At 65.8% G+C, this 17,207-nt stretch carries 17 protein-coding genes; 3 read left to right on the forward strand and 14 right to left on the reverse strand.

The features are described from left to right. Nucleotides 1-190 precede the first annotated feature (190 nt). The 3 genes from VF617_RS00405 to VF617_RS00415 form a co-directional block, all read right to left on the reverse strand. Nucleotides 191-1,216, reverse strand: a complete 1,026-nt coding sequence (locus VF617_RS00405) for a DUF7146 domain-containing protein (protein ID WP_331012872.1) — start codon at nt 1,214-1,216, stop codon at nt 191-193. Between the two features lie 61 nt (nt 1,217-1,277). Beyond that, nucleotides 1,278-3,374, reverse strand: a complete 2,097-nt coding sequence (locus VF617_RS00410; protein ID WP_331012873.1) for a ParB/RepB/Spo0J family partition protein — start codon at nt 3,372-3,374, stop codon at nt 1,278-1,280. 126 nt (nt 3,375-3,500) lie between these two features. Further along, entirely contained in the window at nt 3,501-4,700 is a 1,200-nt protein-coding gene (locus VF617_RS00415) for a DUF932 domain-containing protein (protein ID WP_331012874.1), read from the reverse strand. Between the two features lie 221 nt (nt 4,701-4,921). Between VF617_RS00415 and VF617_RS00420 the strand changes: the two genes are divergently transcribed. Beyond that, the gene (locus VF617_RS00420; RefSeq protein ID WP_331012875.1) at nt 4,922-5,098 is read left to right on the forward strand and encodes a DUF3606 domain-containing protein; all 177 of its coding nucleotides are present in this window, start codon (nt 4,922-4,924) and stop codon (nt 5,096-5,098) included. A gap of 99 nt (nt 5,099-5,197) precedes the next feature. On the opposite strand, the gene VF617_RS00425 is transcribed toward VF617_RS00420, so the two are convergent. The 7 genes from VF617_RS00425 to VF617_RS00455 form a co-directional block, all read right to left on the reverse strand. Beyond that, entirely contained in the window at nt 5,198-8,473 is a 3,276-nt protein-coding gene (locus VF617_RS00425) for an error-prone DNA polymerase (RefSeq protein WP_331012876.1), read from the reverse strand. After that, entirely contained in the window at nt 8,473-10,296 is a 1,824-nt protein-coding gene (locus VF617_RS00430; protein ID WP_331012877.1) for a DUF6504 family protein, read from the reverse strand. The genes VF617_RS00425 and VF617_RS00430 overlap by 1 nt, the downstream gene beginning before the upstream one ends. Beyond that, nucleotides 10,214-10,990, reverse strand: a complete 777-nt coding sequence (locus VF617_RS00435) for a protein ImuA (RefSeq protein WP_331012878.1) — start codon at nt 10,988-10,990, stop codon at nt 10,214-10,216. Before VF617_RS00435 ends, VF617_RS00430 begins: the two co-directional genes overlap by 83 nt. 209 nt (nt 10,991-11,199) lie before the next feature. Further along, on the reverse strand, nt 11,200-11,607 hold the full coding sequence (locus tag VF617_RS00440; RefSeq protein ID WP_331012879.1) for a response regulator: 408 nt from the start codon (nt 11,605-11,607) through the stop codon (nt 11,200-11,202). After that, nucleotides 11,604-11,945 carry a response regulator gene (locus tag VF617_RS00445; RefSeq protein ID WP_331012880.1) on the reverse strand — a complete coding sequence of 114 codons (342 nt, stop codon included), beginning with the start codon at nt 11,943-11,945 and terminating at the stop codon, nt 11,604-11,606. The genes VF617_RS00440 and VF617_RS00445 overlap by 4 nt, the downstream gene beginning before the upstream one ends. A gap of 271 nt (nt 11,946-12,216) precedes the next feature. Beyond that, nucleotides 12,217-12,645, reverse strand: a complete 429-nt coding sequence (locus VF617_RS00450) for a DUF1810 domain-containing protein (protein WP_331012881.1) — start codon at nt 12,643-12,645, stop codon at nt 12,217-12,219. Continuing rightward, a complete protein-coding gene (locus VF617_RS00455) occupies nt 12,642-13,256 on the reverse strand; it encodes an SOS response-associated peptidase (RefSeq protein WP_331012882.1) in 615 nt (204 codons plus the stop codon). Before VF617_RS00455 ends, VF617_RS00450 begins: the two co-directional genes overlap by 4 nt. A 139-nt stretch (nt 13,257-13,395) precedes the next feature. On the opposite strand from VF617_RS00455, the gene VF617_RS00460 reads away from it, so the two are divergent. Continuing rightward, nucleotides 13,396-13,833 (forward strand): SOS response-associated peptidase family protein, encoded by a 438-nt coding sequence (locus VF617_RS00460; RefSeq protein ID WP_331012883.1) that lies wholly within the window; start codon nt 13,396-13,398, stop codon nt 13,831-13,833. A gap of 239 nt (nt 13,834-14,072) precedes the next feature. Here VF617_RS00460 and VF617_RS00465 read toward each other — a convergent pair whose 3' ends face one another. Both VF617_RS00465 and VF617_RS00470 read right to left on the reverse strand, forming a co-directional pair. Next, a complete protein-coding gene (locus tag VF617_RS00465) occupies nt 14,073-14,246 on the reverse strand; it encodes a hypothetical protein (protein WP_331012884.1) in 174 nt (57 codons plus the stop codon). Between the two features lie 164 nt (nt 14,247-14,410). Continuing rightward, nucleotides 14,411-15,160, reverse strand: coding sequence for a Crp/Fnr family transcriptional regulator (locus VF617_RS00470; protein WP_331012885.1), 750 nt, complete (start codon nt 15,158-15,160; stop codon nt 14,411-14,413). A gap of 237 nt (nt 15,161-15,397) precedes the next feature. On the opposite strand from VF617_RS00470, the gene VF617_RS00475 reads away from it, so the two are divergent. After that, a complete protein-coding gene (locus tag VF617_RS00475) occupies nt 15,398-15,655 on the forward strand; it encodes a DUF6894 family protein (RefSeq protein WP_331012886.1) in 258 nt (85 codons plus the stop codon). A gap of 8 nt (nt 15,656-15,663) precedes the next feature. On the opposite strand, the gene VF617_RS00480 is transcribed toward VF617_RS00475, so the two are convergent. After that, nucleotides 15,664-16,551 (reverse strand): sensor histidine kinase, encoded by an 888-nt coding sequence (locus VF617_RS00480; RefSeq protein WP_331012887.1) that lies wholly within the window; start codon nt 16,549-16,551, stop codon nt 15,664-15,666. Nucleotides 16,552-16,721: 170 nt separating this feature from the next. Then, a complete protein-coding gene (locus VF617_RS00485; protein ID WP_331012888.1) occupies nt 16,722-16,961 on the reverse strand; it encodes a DUF6894 family protein in 240 nt (79 codons plus the stop codon). Nucleotides 16,962-17,207 lie beyond the last annotated feature (246 nt).

Here is a 17,207-nt window from a genome sequence, read left to right on the forward strand (position 1 = left end):
GCGGAGCGGAGGACGGCGTAGCCGGCTATTTTGCCTCGCGATGCAAAGCGGGCGCCTAAGCCCGCGGCGGAAAATAGCCGGGCGAAGGCGTTGCGCGCCCGCGCCGCCTGCCGACCCGTCGCCCTCTCGAAGGCCGGGCGCGGCTTTCGCAGACGGAAGGAATGGAATGGAGCATGATCGTGAGCCGGGGTCAGGGCAGGTGCGCTGCGTCCTCGGGCACGAGCTGCGAGTGCAGATGCCGGGCAAGCTCGTCGGCTCCGTATGCGCATAAGTCGCTGTTGAAGTCGTCGAGCCGGGAAACGAGCGCCAGCAGCTCGACACCGGAAGCCGCGGCACGCTCGGAAAGTGCGGCAAACGCCATTGTCCCCGAAGCGTCGGATTCGCGTGCGACATAGAGGCGCCGAAGCGCCGCGGGCAAATTGAGGGCGGCGAGATGATTGGCCGACAGTCCCGCGATCATCGGCATGCGCGGCAGGACCATGCGGAGCGAGAGCATCGTCTCCACGCCCTCGCCGAAGACCATCACGGGGCCAGCCGCGCCGAAGCGGACGCCGTTGCCGAGCAGACTGCCCATCGCGCGTCGCGGCCGATGAAGCCGGGCCTTGGTGCAATCGTCGGGATCGAGCCAGGTTCGCTGCAGGCCGGTGACGATGCCGTCCTCGTCGGTTACCGCCGCGATCAGCGCCGGCAATGCCGAAGGTGTGTCAGCGGCGTCGTCCCGGTCGCGGCGATGCCAGCAGCGTGGGTGGAAGCGGAGCCAGCGTTCGGTGCGCACTCCGTGAATACCGCGAGTCAGCAGATAGCGCTCGGCGATCGTCGCGCCGATCGCCCGGGAAGCCGCGAACAGGCGTTGAGCCGCCTGGGGCGAGCCGCGCGGCGCGGGCTCGGTATCCTCGAATGCCGCAAGGTGCTGCGGCAAGGACAGGAAGCGGCGCGCCTCCGCGAGCGTGTCGGCCAAAGCGAGGTGACTGCAATGGGCACCGATCAGGTCGAGCAGGTCGCCATGCTCGCCGGTCGCGGCATCGGTCCATTTGCCCGCAGCGCCCTTGCCCCGATCGGGGCCTTTCAGCCGGACAAAGAGGCTTTGCCCTTTGGAGCCGTGAACGTCGCCAACGATCCAGTAGCGGCCATCACGATGTCCGGCGGGGAGATAGTGCCGGCAGACGGCTTCGGCGCTGCGCGCGAGCTGCCGGGACAGGTCCGAAGCACAGGCCATGACGGGCTCCTGCAAAAGAAAGGGGACCCGCCGCGCGCGGCGGGTCCCCAGGTCGGCCGGGCTATTCGGCGGCGATGGCGAGCGGCTCGTCCTCGGTCTCCACGGACGGTTCGCTGCCCGGACCCGCTTCCGCGGGCCCGACCGGCGGGACCGGCTCGGACTCCGCGGGCGTGCGGAGCGGCTCGGCGAGCCACCCGCTGCTCGCAAGCAGCGTCTCGGCTTCGCGTGCCATGTCCGGCTTCTTGAAGCCGGTCAGGCGCGCCGAAGTCTCGGCGCCCTTCGCTTCCTCGACCGCGGCGAGAATGCGCGCCTTGGTCACGCGGCCGAGATAATTGTCGACGGTCGCCGACCAGCCCGCCGCGACCAGGTCGAGCCCGGCCGCGCGCGCGAGGATGTGCGAATGCTCGATCCGGCCGGCGACCGCCCGCGCCGACACGCGGCTCTCATTGTAGCGGTTGGCGGGCTCCCAGACCGCGTTGATGCCGAACGCGGCGCAGTGCGCGAACAGCAATGCCTGATCGTCGGCGCTGAGGCTGGCGAGCACGCCCCAGAGCTGGTCCGGATCGTCGGGCAGCCGCTCCGACCAAGCTTCGTGCCGTTGGTCGATCACCCGCGCCGAGGGGCAGTCGGCAAGGCCCGGCGCCTGGGTGCCAAGGCTGCCGCCACGAAGCGAAATGCCGACGCAGCTCTCGGTGCTCGAATAGGCATAGAAGGTGTCGAGCGTGATCGCATGCAGCACCGCGGCGAACGCCACCTGCGGGCTGAGCGCGACCGCGTTGCGTAGCGCCAGCGTCCGATAGGTGGTGAGCTCGGTGACGAGGCGGTCGGGAAGCGGCTTGAGCAGATCGTCCGGGTCTTCGTCCTCCTCCGCGACTTCGACCCCACTCGCGAGCGTGCCATCGCGCCCATCTTCCTCGCCCGGCGCTTGCCCGATCTCGCCCGCGCCGCCCTCCTGATCGCCTTGGTCGGGGACGACGGGCTCATCCTCGGGACGGACATAGCCGCGATCGACGTCGAGGTTGCCGAGATGGTCGATCATGACGAACACGCCCGCGCGCGCCATTTCCTCGGGGTCATAGGCGAGCGGCCGCTGCACGATACCGGCGATCTCCTCGTCGATCGCATTCACCCGGGCATGTACCTCGTCGGGCACGTCGCGTGCCTCGGCCCATTCGGCCTCGAGCGCATCGGCCTCCTCGCGAAGCGCGGCCAGCCGTGCTTCCTGCTCGTCGGTCAACTCCGGCTGCGCGCCTTCGATCGGACGCATGCCGTCGTCGTAACGGTAAGGCAGGTCGACCGCCGCACTGACCCATTTCCAGCCCTCCATGCCGACGCGTTCGGCCTCGGCGCCAAGCTTGTCGGCGACCAGGGTCTCGAGCAGGCCGACATCCTGCAGCCAACCGCCGTCATCGTCCTCGAACAGGTCGCGGAGCACATAGCCGCCTGCCTCGACATAGGTGTCGAGGCCGACGAAGCGCACGCGCTTGTCGGTCGCGCGCACCGCCTGCTCGGTCAGCTTGCTGCGGATCATATAGGGTTGCTTGTTGTAGCCCGACTGCAGCTGCTCCCAGACCTGCTCCTGGCGCGCATGGTCCTCGGACACCGAAAAGGCCATCAGCTGCTCGAGCGTCATGCCGTCCTCGGCATAGACGTCGTGAAGCTTGGGCGAGACCGACGCGAGGCGCAGGCGCTGCTTCACCACCGCCGGCGTAGTCATGAAGGTCGCCGCGATCGTCTCGACATCGGTGCCCTGCCCGGCGAGCTGGTGCATCGCGCGGAACTGGTCGAGCGGGTGGAGCGCTTCGCGGTGGACGTTCTCGGCGAGCGAATCCTCCTCGGCCGAGATCTCGTCGTCCTCGCGCACGATGCACGGGACCGGCGCGGTTCGGGCGAGACGCTTGGCCTTGACGAGCTGCTGGAGCGCGCGGAAGCGGCGGCCACCGGCCGGCACTTCGAATTTGCCGGTGAGATTGCCCTCCGCGTCGCTCTCGGCGCGAACGGTCAGGCTCTGCAGCAGCCCGCGCCGCGCGATGTCGGCGGCAAGCGCGTCGATCGAGACGCCGGCCTTCACGCGCCGAACGTTCGACTGGCTCAGCACCAGCAGGTTGAACGGAATGTCCCGCGACGCGCTGAGCGCGATCTTCATATGCTTGGTCATGTCTAGTCTCCATGACGGGCAGCCGGGAGACTCTCTCTCGACCCTCAACCCGTCATGGAGCCGGCGCAGCCCTCTACCTCTAAGGAGGAGAGGACTGCGCCACCGAACGGGCCGCCTGGACCGAGATCACCCCGCCGCCGCCAGGAGCTTCGAGGCTTTGGCCTCGAGTTCGAGCCGCGCATCCTGGTGCGGCTTGTCACGCGCGAGCGCGGTGATCCCCTGGACGAAGTCGAAGATCGACGCCGGCGGATGCCCCTCCTCGTCGAGCACGGTGGCGATGACCTTCACGGTCTCCGCCTTGGAGAAGCCGCGCTTGCGCAGGAAATCCTGCCGGTCCTCATCGGTCCGGGCGACGATCCGCTGCCGAGCCGCCATGATGCCGGTCATGAAGGGCTGAGGCGAGGAAGTCGCGAAGTTCTCGAGCGCGGGCGCCGCCTCGTGGGCGAAGCGGTTGGCCGCGAACTTCGAGTGCCGGATGCTGATCTCCTCGAAGCCTTCGGCGCCCCAGATATTGCGGTTCATGCAGACCGCGCGAAGGTAGAAGCTGGCCATGCCGAGCGTCTTCGCACCGACCTCGCTGTTCCAGCAGTAGAAGCCGCGGAAGAACAGGTCCGGGTCGCCGTTGGGAAGCCGGCCGGCCTCGATTGGATGCGCGTCGTCGACCAGGAACAAGAAGACATCGCGGTCGCTCGCGTAGAGCGTCGTGGTGTCCCTGGTCACCTCGACATGCGGATTGTGGGTCATGATCGACCAGTCGAGCAGGCCGGGCACCTTCCAGCGCGTGTCGCCGGTGCCGTTGCCGGCGATCTTCATCACTGCTTCGACCAGCTCATGGTCCCAGATCCGGCCATAGTCGGGACCGGTCACGGCGCGAAGCTCGGTGCGTCCGTCCTCGGTCTCGAGGGTCTTCATCAGCTCGCCGCGATGGGTCAGCAGGCCGTGCTGGAGATTGATGCCGGCAAGCGGCGCTGGAAGCTGGCGCAGATAGCCCGAAGGCGCGCCGACCAGGCCGGCGAGCTGGCCGAACGACCAATGGGTCGGCGCGACGGGCTCGTCGCGGCCGGGCACGATCAAGGCAAGCCGCTCCGCATTGTCGCGGCTCGCCTCGACCCGGACCTCGCGCGTCTCGACGGTGCGCGTGGTAGCGCGCGCAGCCCGCGCCTTCACCGCGGCATGGAGCTCGGTCAGGGACAGGAAGCGCTCGTCGTCGGGCCGCGAGAACCATTCGGACGAGACGTGCCCGATTCGGGACCCTCGCGAGATATCGACCTTATAGGCGCCGGAACGCGGTAGCGGGGCGGATGTATGGTTGAGGACAGTCGCCATGGAATTTCTCCGCGACGGGCGCCGAGAGACTCTCTCTCGACCCTGACCCGTCACGGCCGAACGGCCGCACTCTCCCTCTCTCCGGGGCGTTGCGGGGCGAAGCGCCCGCAGAAGGGGTACGGCCAGACGCGGCTGGCCGTCAGGGGAAGGCCTTCCCCTTCCGTTTGCCTCAGGGAACCTCGCCGACTCTGAACGATTCACGCAGCTGAAGGAGAGAGATGATGAGCGACGACAAGACGCTGCGCGGACCTCAGGACTCGTCGCGGATCGCGATGGGAGACGATTACGAAGTTCAATATTGGACGGACAAGTTCGGAGTCAGCCGCGAGCGTCTTCAGCAAGCAGTCGACGCCGTCGGCAACGGTGCCGACGCGGTCGAGGCGCATCTGAAGGGCTGACATCGACGCACGGTCGCCGGAGAGCGGATGTCCGGCGAAGCCGATCGAGGTATCCGCCCCGGCGTCGTGCGCCTGTCGCCTTCGTGGGCCTGTGGTTGCCTAGTGAAAGTCGTGACTGCGCACCTTGATCAGATCCTCTGGATCGACGCCGTTCGGAAAAGGCGGCGAGTAGAGATCGCGCGGTCCCGGCCGCCAGCCGGCTTCGCCGCGGTCGGGACTGCCGGCATGGGTCGCACCATCACCGCGGCCGAACGTGACCGGCATATCCATGCGCCCGACCGAGCGCAGCATGTCGTCGCGCGGCACGACGCGATCGACGATGACATGGATCACCTGCCCCTCCTTCTGTAGCCGCCCGCGCAGCGACACCATCGATGCCGACATCACCACGCGGCGCTGCTTCTCGAACCGGTCGGGCCACAGAATGCCGTTGGCGACGCCGGTCTCGTCCTCGATGGTGATGAACAGCACGCCGCGCGCCGAGCCCGGACGCTGGCGGACCAGGATCACCCCCGCCACCTCGACATGGCGCCCGTCGCGGATGCCTGCCAAGTCGCCACAGCGCACCAGCCCTTCGGCAGCAAGCTGCTCGCGCAGGAACTGTAGCGGGTGCGCGCGCAGCGATAGCGCCAAGGTGCGGTAATCCTCGACTACCTCGCGCCCATCGGTGAGCGGCTGGAGCGTCACGCGCGGCTCGTGCCCCTCCGGACTGAACCCACCCTCGCGTGCATCGGCCGCCGCGAACAAGGGCAGCGGCGCCTCCCCCAGGCCCTTGACCTTCCACAGCCCCTGCCGCCGGTCCTCCGCGATGCAGTGAAACGCATCGGCCTCGGCGAGCCGTTCGATCGCGACGCGCGGAACCCCGGCGCGGCGCCACACTTCCTCGACGCTCTCATAGAGCGCCTGGCCTCGCGCCACCGCGATCGCCGCGCCATGGACGTTGGCGAGCCCGCGCACCTGCCGGAACCCGAGCCGCACCGCGAGGTGTCGACCATCGGTCTTCTCAAGCGTGCAGTCCCAATGACTGTCATTGATCGCGACCGGCCGGACCTCCACGCCGTGCCGCTGCGCGTCCTGTACGATCTGGGCGGGCGCGTAGAATCCCATCGGCTGGGCGTTCAGCAAGGCCGCGCAGAATATGTCCGGGTGATGATGCTTCACCCAGCAGGACGCATAGGCGATCTTGGCGAACGAGGCCGCGTGGCTCTCGGGAAAACCGTAGCTCCCGAACCCCTCGATCTGCTTGAAGGTGCGCTCGGCGAAATCCTTGGGATATCCCCTTGCGATCATGCCGCCGACCAGCTTGTCGTAGAAATGGCTGACCCCGCCGGTGAGCTTGAACGTCGCCATCGCGCGACGCAACTGATCTGCCTCGGCGGGCGTGAAGCCCGCGCCGACGATCGCGACCTTCATCGCCTGCTCCTGGAACAACGGCACGCCCAGGGTCTTTTCGAGCACGGCGCGCAGCTCGGGCCTGGGATATTCGGGCTTCTCCTTGCCCTCGCGTCGGCGGAGATAGGGATGAACCATATCGCCCTGGATCGGCCCTGGCCGGACGATCGCGACTTCGATGACCAGGTCGTAGAAGCGGGTCGGCTTCATCCGCGGCAGCATCGACATCTGCGCGCGGCTCTCGATCTGGAAGACCCCGAGCGTGTCGGCCTTCTGGATCATCTTGTAGACCTCGGGATCATCGTCCTGGAGGTCCGCCATGCCGATCCGGATCCCCTTCTCGGACTCGAGCAGGTTGAAGGCGCGGTTCATGCAGCCGAGCATGCCGAGACCCAGCACATCGACCTTCATGAAGCGCAGTGCGTCGATATCGTCCTTGTCCCATTCGATGATCTGGCGGTCTTCCATGCGCGCCGGCTCGATCGGCACGAGATCGTCCAAGCGGTCCTGGGTCAGCACGAACCCGCCGGGATGCTGCGACAGATGCCGCGGCGTTCCGATCAGCTGGCGGGCCAGCCGCAGGGTGAGCTTGAGGCGATGATCGTTCGAATTGAGGTTGAGGCTGGCGATCTGCTCATCCGAGATGCCGTCCATCGACCAGCCCCAGACCAGGCCGGTTAGCATCTTGGTGAGATCGCGCGGCAGCCCCAGCGCCTTGCCGGCCTCGGCGACTGCGCCGCGGGTGCGGTAGCGGGTCACCACCGCGGTCAGCGCGGCATGGCTGCGCCCATAGGTCTCGTAGATCCACTGGATGATCTCTTCGCGGCGCTCATGCTCGAAATCGACGTCGATATCGGGCGGCTCCTTGCGCTCGCCGGAGACGAAGCGCTCGAACAGCAATTCGTGCTGGATCGGATCGATCGAAGTGATGCCGAGCAGATAACAGACGCAGCTGTTGGCCGCCGACCCGCGCCCCTGGCACAGGATGCCGCGGCGCCGGCTTTCCTCGACGATCGCGCGAACGGTCAGGAAATAGGGCGCATAGCCGAGCTCGCCGATCAGCCGCAGCTCATGCGCGATCTGGTCGGCATAGGGCTTGGGCACCCCCTCCGGAAACTTCGCCGCCGCCGCTTCTTCGGTCAGCATCGCCAGTGCTTGCTGCGCGGTCTTGCCGGCGATCACCTGCTCGTAAGGGTATTGATAGCGGATCTCGCCAAGGTCGAAAGGGCATGTCCGCGCGATTTCGGCGCTCGCGGCGATCGCATCCGGGAAGGCGGCGAAGCGGCGCTCCATCTCGTCGGGCGATTTGAGGTGCCGGTCCATGAAGCGCTCGCGCCTGAACCCTAGCGCATCGACGGTGGTCTTCTCGCGGATCGCCGTCACCACGTCCTGGAGCGGACGCGCCTCGGGCGAATGGTAAAGCACGTCGCCGGTCGCGACCGCGCGGACGCCGGCGGCCCGCGCCAGAGCGTCGAGCGCGTACAGCCGCTCGACATCGTCGGGCCGGCGCCGGAAGGACAATGCGAGGTAAGCGCGCGCGCCGAATGCGGCGGCAAGCTCGGCGAGGTGCCCGGCCGTGACCGCGTCGGCAAGGTCGGGCACGAGGATGGCGACCACCCCTTGCGCATATTGGAGCACATCGCTCCAGCCGAGGATGCAGCGGCCCTTGCCGCCGCGCGCCTTGCCCGTCGTGAGCAAGCGGGTGAGCTGCGACCAGGCCGCGCGATCCGTGGGATAGAGAAGCAGCGCCCGCCCATCGGTCAGGTCGACGCGCGCGCCGGGGATCATCCGGACGCCGGTCGCCTTCTGCCCGTCCCAGCCGCGCACGACCCCCGCGACGCTGCTCCAGTCGGCCAGGCCCAATGCGGTATGTCCGAGCAGGCCCGCCGCCGCGAACAATTCCTCCGGCGCGCTCGACCCGCGCAGAAACGAAAAATGGCTGGTGACCTGCAGCTCGACATAGCTGACTGCTGGGGTCGCCATCACCCGAAGAAGCCGTGCAGGTGCCAGCTGAGATCGCCGGTCTCCGGAACGACCCCGTCGCCGCGCCGGAACAGCCAGAAGCGCTGGCCGCCCTCGACCTCGACCCGGAAATAGTCGCGCACCGCCCAGAGCTCGCGGTCGGTCCGCCACCATTCGCCATGGATGCGCTCGGGGCCGTCGCCCGCGACGACAGGATAGACGCGCCCGCGCCAGGTGAAGCGCCGCGGCGGATGGTCGGGAAGCAAAGCGACGACATGAGTCAGCAGCTCGGGCCGGGGCAGGATCCGAACCGGCCGTTTCCAGGCAGGCCATCCCACAGGATCGACCAGCGGCCCCAGCCGCCGAACCGCTCGCTCGGGCACGTCGCTCGGCTCCAGCCCCATGCGAAACATCGCATCCTCCCCGGCGCGGCCGGCGAGTTGATCGATCGCGGGCGCGAGATCCGGCGGGGCGTTGCCATCGGGGATGAGTGCGCCCGCAATACGCGCGCCGAGCGGCTCGCTGTGCGGCACGATCAGATGCATCGCTTCGATGCCGAGGCCGGGCTCGAGCCGGTCGATCCTGAGCGTGAACATCCGCACCAGGTGCCTGGGATCGCGCGTAGCCCGCGATGCGCCAATGGCCAGATGCTGGTCCGCGCCATCCACGCGTTCGGCGACGATACGCGCCGCGCGCACGCCGAGCCCGCGTCCCTGCAGCACCAGCACCAGATCATCGACCAGATCGGCGATGACCCGGGCGATCGCCTCGGGCGTCGCGATCGGCTCGAGCAGCCGGCGCGAGACCTCGGGTGCTTCGAACGGCACCACCGGGACGATCGGCTCGGCGGCGCGACCGAGCGCCTGGTCGAGCCGGTTGACGCTGGCCAGCCCGAGCCGCTTGGCCACGGGCCCGCGCGGCATCGGATAGAGGTCGCCGACGCGCTCAAGGCCGAAGCGAGCCGCCGCCGCCAATGCGGAAGGCTCGAACCGAAGCGCCGCGAGCGGAAGCCCCGCAAGCGCCGCCGCTTCCTGGCCGGGCGGCAGGATCACAACAGCTTCGCCACCATAGCGGGCCAGCGCATGGGCTGCGCCCGGCGTGCCGGCGACGGCAATGCGTCCGGTGAAGCCGAGCTTAGCCAGAAAATGAAGGACGCGCCGGCAGAACCGAGCCTCGCCGCCGAACAAATGGCTGGTGCCTGTCAGGTCGAGCCAGATGCCGTCGGTCCGCGATGGACTGGCGACGGGCGTCCAGCGCGCGACGGCATGGAGCGCCAAACGGTCGAGCCAGGCCGCGTCGCCCTCGGGGTCGGCATCATGGACATCGAGATCGCCAACCAGCGCCCGTGCATGCGCGGCTGCCATACCGGGAACCAGGTCCAGCGACAGCGCGATCGGGCAGGCGGCGGTCACGACCTCGCGCTGACCGACCCGTTCGATAAGGATGGTCGGCCGTCCCCATGAAGGATGGGCTGGCGCCAATTGCGGCGCCGGCACTCGCGCCCGCCCGCCCTCGTCGGGCGGCATCGCCCGGAACGGATGATCGGCTGTCTCGGAGCGCCGGCCCAGCTCGCGCATCGGCGGGCGCCGATGCGCCGGTAGCCGCGCGATATGCTCCGCTTCCGCTTTCCGGCCGAGCGCATCGCCCTGCGCCCACCGCGCGCCGGGGCGCCAGCCGCCGCCGCGCGGGACCGAGCAAGCGCCAGGCGGCGCAGCCGCGTCAATACCCGGCGGCAGGACCGGCGCAATGGACCAGGGCCGCTCAGGCGGCGCGGCGGGACGCTCGGCCCGCCGCAGTCGCTCTATCGCGAGCTGGGGCAGGTAGAGCGAGGCGACCCTTGCCATCGCAAGCCTCGACAATGAGAGAAAAGGGATTGCCGCCACGCTGGCGGACAAGCTCGACCGACCAGCAGCTTCGCCCGACGCCGGGATGCGACAAGGGAACCGAAGGCGCGCAGCCGACCCGCCAGCGCGTGCAGGCGGGCGACGCCTTTTCCAGCGGATCGCGCGCGGCGCGCGCCCAGCGCCGCAGCAGCAGCATCGGCGTGTGCCCATCCGCGGCGGCGAGCTGAAGACGCCGCATGGCAGTCTGGTCGGCATTCTTCACTTCCGCCACGACGGCGGCGAAGCCGCCGTCGCGCAGGCAGTCCTCAGCCAGGGCGAGCGCCATGACCTCGTCCCGGCCTTCGCAGTAGAGGAGCTTGTCCGGGGGCAGCCCCGCCTGCTCGAGCCCCGGCGCGTAGAGATCGAACCGCGTCAGCGTCCAGGCAACGGACGCGGAAGGTTCAGCGGCGAAGCGCGCTGCGGCGCCAGCGACGAAGAGTGTCGCGGCAGCATCGTCACCGAGCGTGGGAGAAGCCGCCGCGACCTCGTGCAGGCCCCCACCGTCGAGCCCGCCATTGCCTAGGCGGGCGTCGATACCGTCGATACCGAACGGCAGCAGCGGGGCGTTGCGCGCCACAGGCGGGGCGATGCGCGCCTTGAGCTCGGCGAGCAGGCGTGCCCGATCGGTCTCGGCAAGGGCGGCAACGGTTTGCATAAGGGAATCACGACTCGCACGTTCCCTTTATGTTCCGACCCATCTGCCTTTTCGTCAAGGCGTTGAATCGAGGAGGAGGACTGCTAGGAATGTCAGCAACGCGCCCAGTTTCAGACATTCGCAGGCGCGCGGTTCTCGCCTCTAAGCGGAAGGTCTGTCGCGTGCCGGATTGCCTGACGGCCGCTATGGATGGTTAACAGACATGCCGCTCAGGCCCTGTCGCGAGTTCCTCTCAGCCGCTTGACGTAATCGACCACAGCCTCAGGTTCGTAAGGTCGCGCGAGCTGAGGCCCGCTTTCACAGAGTTCCGCCGCCGTCTGGACGACGCCTTCCAAACTGCCCGCCATTTTCACCTCAAGCTCAGCCCTGTTCTGGCGCACCCAGGTAGCCAGTCCGAACGCGCTTTCAGTTCCGATTGCGCCCACGTCGCACAAGATTACATCGACGGATAACGAAGGCTCCTTGATGGCCAATATTGCCTCGTCCGTATTTGCCGCCTCCACCACAGCGTAACCGCAGTGGCGAAGGTAATCCGCGATGGCATGTCTGGAGATGATGTCGCCATCGACGATCAGAATGGAAGGGACGATGCCGGGGGCGGGAGCCGTTGGGCTCATTTGTCGCCTCCCAGTGTGGCCCCGATTAGCTTGATTACCTGCGGGAAGGTGTAGGGCTTGGGCAGGAACTGCGTGTTGTCATCGAACGCTGTGTCACGCTGTAGGTGGCCCGACGTGATTATCACCGGGATTGTGGGATGGCTCCGCCGAACAAACGCAAGAAGACCTAAGCCGTCCATTGCACCCGGCATGCGCACGTCACTCAAGATCAAATCTACTCGAACACCTGAGTTCAGGACGGCAATGGCTTCCTCGGCGTCCAGAGCCTCTATTACATGGAATTCGGCGGTGCGCAGTTCCTCACTGACGAGCAGGCGCACGAGGAACTCGTCTTCCACAACTAGGATGGTCGCCTTGCGTGGTGGCAGCGCCACGCTGGGTGGTGGAGACGAATGTGATGGCAACGAATTTCCCGCTTCCACAATTCAACTCGCTAACGCCAGCCATCGTTCCTCACACTAACTTAAGTTTCCAGATTGTTTCAGCCCGGCACTTTTTAGCGAACGTCCGCAATTGCGTCGTTAGCCGCCGGTCCGCTTTCGAGCCGCCTGCACCCTATATCGGCCTGGCAGCTAGCGGCCCAAAAAGTAGTCGTGATCTAAAGCCGGGTCAGCACTCCAGCATTCTAAGGGTGCCCATATCACGCTGCCGCGCGAACCAGCGATCGAGCGCCGCCGCCAAGAGCGCGCCCGGCTCGGCCGCTTCGAACAGGGTCAGCGACGATCGCAGCTTGACGGCATCGACTTCGCCGAACACGGCGACGGGATCGCTCGCGACGAGATCCTGCAACGTCGCTACGCATTCGAAATAGCGTTTCCCCAGAAGCGGGTGCGCAAGATAGGCCCGCGCCTCATCAAGCGAGCGGATACCGAAGAACCTGGCAGTCTCGCTACGGCCCAGCCCCGCCAGCTGCGGGAAGATGAACCACATCCAGTGCGAACGCTTGGCGCCGCGCCTGATTTCGGCGAGTGCCGTTGCATAGACCGGCGCCTGCGCTTCGACGAAGCGGTCCAGTGAGTCTGGATCCGCCGCCGTCACAGCAGCGCCGGCTGGGCGGGCGCGAGCGGAAACACCCGCGTCACTTCCAGGCTGCCCTTGGGCAGTGCGCCAAGCACGTCGCCGGCGGGGACCTGCGGATCGAGCCAGGCCGCCCAACGGTCGCGCGGAAGCGGGACGATCTGGCGCGAGTGGTAGGGAGCGACATCCTCGCCCGGCTCGATGGTCAGCATGGTGAAGGCCTCGCCAACCGGGCTCTCGCGCCAGATGCCGGCAATGCAGAACCAGCGATGGCCGGCCATGGTGAAGAGCCACTTGTCGAGGCGCTTCTGCTTCGGATCCTCGGGATCGGTGAATTCATAGAAGCCGTCGGCAAGGATCAGGCAGCGATTGGAATCGAAGGCCCGTCCCTCCGCGCGAAAATTATAGACCGGCTTGCCCTTCAAGCCCTGGCTGGGCCAGCTCCAGCGCCGGTTGACCAGTTCGCCGCCGCCCGCCGCGGTGCGCAGGATCGGGGCGATGTCGGTGATCTTGATGTCCTCGCGTGCCGCGACGTTTGGCGTGCCTTCGGGCAGGTCGACCTTGATCTTGAGGTCGTCGAAGTCCTCCATGATCGAGGCGATATCGACCTCGAGCCGGTAGTCATTGCACATCGACATTCTCCGATTTGCACCGCACGTTCGTTCGCATTATGTTCTCACCATGAAGACGAGTCCCTTCGAGTCGGAAGCCCCGCTTGGCAGCCGCCGCCCTATCATCAGGCGGAACCCGGACAACGTTCAAGAGATCGAAATGGTCGAAGCCGGCTGGGGGCTTCAGCCATGGGAAGCCCCTGGCAGCAAGCCATTCAAGTTCATCCGATCGGAAGGAAAGACTTTCCCGACCCATCGCTGCCTGATCCCGGCAAGCGAATTCCATATCAGGAATGGCGACCGGCGCTTCCGCGTGACGCTCGAGGACGGCAATTTCTTCTACTTGGCTGGCGTCTGGCGGCCGGCGTCTCCCGACTGGCCGCTCAGCTTCGCCGTGGTGACTATCTCGGCCAATCCCGACGTGTTCTTCTACCAGGAGCGGCAGGGCTCGGTGCTCCTGCGTCGGCAGAACATGGATTGGCTGGATCTGAAGGTCGCCGAGACCGAACTGCTTCGCCCGCTCCCGGCACGAAGCTTCAGGGTCGACGAGATCGCCCCGCGCGCGCCCCTCGCGGTCCAGGCCGAGCTGGTGTTCTGAGAGGCAAGGACATGATCGCAATCCAGCCGGCGCAATCCGCCGGCGACCAAAGCATTCAGCCAGATCGACCGGCTGAATGCCCTCGTGGTTGGCGAACAGCTCGCGGCGGCGTTAGAAGTGCTAGCGGCGCTGCCGCGCATCTGCGCCTGTGGCCCGACGCGCGGGCTCGCGCTTCAGGCCCTATGCGCGCGAAGGCGGTTACGAGCAGGATTGCGCCTCGGCCGCGCTGCACGCGCGGGTCACCGCCGCTCGCTAGATGAACTGCGGCCCATGATCCCCAGCGTCAGTCCAATCCGGAAGCGGTGCTGGAAGCCGCCGCGCGCTATGCCCTCGGCGACGCCGAGGCGGGCATAGGATCCAAACCTGCCGGGCTCTAGGAGCTGATCCTCTTCATCGAAGACATTGCGTCGCACTGCTCCCTTCCCGGCGAGGCGGGGTGCGGGGGGCAAGCAAGGATACGCCGCCTCACGCTTCTACAGTCGAAGCCACCGCATTGGGTCGAGTATGTTATCGCTCGGCGCGGAGCTGTGGCTCCTGCACGCCCTCCGAAGGTTCAATCATCGCCTCATGTACGACCTCAGACCTTTTGACCCGATCGCTGCGGGTCAAGGTGCAAATACCGCTGATTGAAGTCGCCGGCGCTTCGCAGTTCCGCCCAATCGGGAAAGCGTACACTGCGCTTCGTTCGGGAGATCAGCCCCTCCCTTTCTAAAGCCTTGAGTGTCCGGTTCACGTGCACCGACGTTAGGCCCACCGCGTCGCCTAGCTGTTCCTGCGTCATCGGCAGCTCATAACCATATTCTGCTGCCAGCCCTCGCGCGTCAAGGCGCACCCCAAGCTCGCAGAGCAAATGGGCAACCCGCGTTCTGGCGTCGCGACGCCCCACATTTAAGACCCATTCGCGGAACACCGAGGCCTCTACCAGGATCTTGACCAATACGGCGTGACCAATGGACGGGTTCGAACGCGTAAGCTGTTGGACACGGCCCCGAGGAATATAGGCTACGTCGCCGCGCGTCAGCATCTGGACGTTGTGATCCGACACGTCGAGAAACAGGTGCTGAAAATCGAGCGCGTCGCCGGGGATGTGGAGGGATACGATCTGGCGAGTGCCGTCGCCCGTCAGCTTATGCCGGTATGCAAAGCCGGAGATCAGGACAACGCAATGTTCAACCGGCTCGGCTTCCCGGATGAGATATGTTCCCGCTTCAAGCGTCCTGACAGAGGTCGGAAGCGTCAGTATCGCCGCGCGATCCTCGTCGCTTAGCTCTGAGCGCAATTGGAGATTACGCACCAGCAGCGCCAAGGGTTCTTCGTTCGAGCGCATTGCAAATTCCCGCTTTAGAAGGGCGGGAGCGTAAGAATCTCTCAGCCGTCAAAACCCAGATAGTCTTTTGACGATGGAGTTGCCTTAACACGTGGCGGCTATCACGTCTTAATAAATGTCTGACAATGTCAATTAACTTGGATAAATATTACTAGAGTGATATGCAGTCCCCATCGTCGTTAATCTGGCCGACGGCGGCTGAGAGACACATGTGCTCCCCCCATTCTTGGAGCACTTATGACTCAATATTTCTTGCACCTCCGCGACCACGTGGACGAAGTTCTGGATCCAGAGGGCTTGGACTTCGAGAACGTGGACGTTTTGAAGAGGGCCGTTGTCGAGGCTGCTCGCGACGTGATGTGCGCAGATCTTCGCAACGGGATTATCGATTTTCGCTATCGTATCGACGCGGAAAATGCGGCCGGACAGATCGTGTACACGCTGCCGTTCAGCGCCGCAGTCAGCATCATCGCCGAGGACTCCCGGGCGACGTGAGGGGTGCGCTATGCGGCTTGTGCGGGGTCGATGACCAGACCCACGACATCTCGAAGGCGCCTACTTGAGTTTTTGAGCTGCGGATCCCTGGGCCCGGCCCTGCGCGGTAGCTTCACCGAGGCGTCACAGACCGGGACGGTAAAGCAGAACGCCGTCCCTTCCGGCAAAGCGGCTGCCCAGATGCGGCCCCCGTGCTGCTCGATGATTGTGCGGCAGATTGATAGCCCGACCCCCGCTCCGTCTGTCTTGGTGCTGGAAAATGGCGAAAAGAGAAGACCTCGCATTTTGTCAGAAATTCCCGGCCCGTTGTCTTCAATCCGGATTTCGACCAATCCATCATTGGCGATCCGCGAACCGATCCTCAGCACGCGAACTACCTGACCTTCGCTCGCCTCCATCGCGTTCCGTATCAGGTTTGCTATGACCTGCCTGAGCTGCACGCGGTCTCCCATGATTTGGGAGGCCGCAGAAGGTATGTTGATCAGAGGCACGAAGGCCGCCTCGAATTCAAACATCCGGATTGCCTCATTCACGATGCTCCGGATTGCCTGCGGGCTAGCATCGAGGGCCTTCATTTCTGCAGCGTCCTTGACCGTCGCCATCACTTCGCTTGTACGCGTCAGGCATTCCTGAGCGAAGTGAACTGCTTCGAGGCCACGGTCGTTCGCAGCCGGGTCGGCACTGGACAGGAGTTCCTCTGCAGCCGCGAGAAAATTGGTCGCGGCGGTCACGGGCTGCGCCACTTCGTGGATCGCCATGGACACAGCCGCGCCCTCGGTGCCCACAGTTGACAGATGCGCGACCAGTCCCTGCAATTCCTCCACCCGCGCCTCACACTCTTGAGTCGGCACTTCGTGGGTATCAATTGACGATAGCGGACGGGGCTTGGTGCTCACGTGATTCCTCCGGTGACAAGCGGGAGGAAATGGCATCTCTCAGTCACCGGAACGCTTGGAGTCGGATCAGGTGATAGATCAAGCGTAGCACTGTCCGGTTAACACATCTAATCAAATACAGCACGGCCAAGCGACGATCCAGGCTATGCTGGCTCAATCATCGCGGGTGCCTAATCGGCTAGAGTAAATATGTCGGTGCCGGAGAAGGCGAGGGTGAAGAGCGGGGTTCCTCGCTCGTCGGTCACTTGCAACAAGGCTTCTTCACCCTCCCAAGCTTCTCCCGAAGCGCGCATCATTTCGCAGGCATATTCAAGGGCCGCGTTTCGCGCTTCCTGGAGGTTGGCGAACTCTCTTCCCTGATTATCGGGAAACTCCATTCCGTCATGCAAGTTGAAATAGTATCGTGCCATGACGCCGCTCCTGCGTACGGGGGAACGTGCGCGCGCTCAGTCGCCGAGGCCAGGCAAAATGCCGACGATACGAACACAACGAGCGCGACGTCATTTCGTTGCCGCGGTGCACTCGCGTCGCCCCCAAGGCGCGCGTTCGCCTTCCGTCAGTCGTTTGACTTGGACAAGGCGGGTCGGTTCGACGAGAAGAGGATCGGCAGGTGCGATCCCATCCATCGAGCTTTTTGCATCTCGACAGCGTCGGGG

The organism is Sphingomonas sp., assembly GCF_036388215.1.
Classification (GTDB): domain Bacteria; phylum Pseudomonadota; class Alphaproteobacteria; order Sphingomonadales; family Sphingomonadaceae; genus Sphingomonas.

Coding starts and splice junctions, on each gene's coding strand:
- VF617_RS00410 (WP_331012873.1), bottom strand. CDS start 3,374: ATGACCAAGCATATGAAGATCGCGCTCAGCGCGTCGCGGGACATTCCG.
- VF617_RS00420 (WP_331012875.1), top strand. CDS start 4,922: ATGAGCGACGACAAGACGCTGCGCGGACCTCAGGACTCGTCGCGGATC.
- VF617_RS00430 (WP_331012877.1), bottom strand. CDS start 10,296: ATGGCAAGGGTCGCCTCGCTCTACCTGCCCCAGCTCGCGATAGAGCGA.
- VF617_RS00425 (WP_331012876.1), bottom strand. CDS start 8,473: ATGGCGACCCCAGCAGTCAGCTATGTCGAGCTGCAGGTCACCAGCCAT.
- VF617_RS00440 (WP_331012879.1), bottom strand. CDS start 11,607: ATGAGCCCAACGGCTCCCGCCCCCGGCATCGTCCCTTCCATTCTGATC.
- VF617_RS00485 (WP_331012888.1), bottom strand. CDS start 16,961: ATGGCACGATACTATTTCAACTTGCATGACGGAATGGAGTTTCCCGAT.
- VF617_RS00460 (WP_331012883.1), top strand. CDS start 13,396: ATGGTCGAAGCCGGCTGGGGGCTTCAGCCATGGGAAGCCCCTGGCAGC.
- VF617_RS00415 (WP_331012874.1), bottom strand. CDS start 4,700: ATGGCGACTGTCCTCAACCATACATCCGCCCCGCTACCGCGTTCCGGC.
- VF617_RS00435 (WP_331012878.1), bottom strand. CDS start 10,990: ATGCAAACCGTTGCCGCCCTTGCCGAGACCGATCGGGCACGCCTGCTC.
- VF617_RS00470 (WP_331012885.1), bottom strand. CDS start 15,160: ATGCGCTCGAACGAAGAACCCTTGGCGCTGCTGGTGCGTAATCTCCAA.
- VF617_RS00455 (WP_331012882.1), bottom strand. CDS start 13,256: ATGTGCAATGACTACCGGCTCGAGGTCGATATCGCCTCGATCATGGAG.
- VF617_RS00475 (WP_331012886.1), top strand. CDS start 15,398: ATGACTCAATATTTCTTGCACCTCCGCGACCACGTGGACGAAGTTCTG.
- VF617_RS00405 (WP_331012872.1), bottom strand. CDS start 1,216: ATGGCCTGTGCTTCGGACCTGTCCCGGCAGCTCGCGCGCAGCGCCGAA.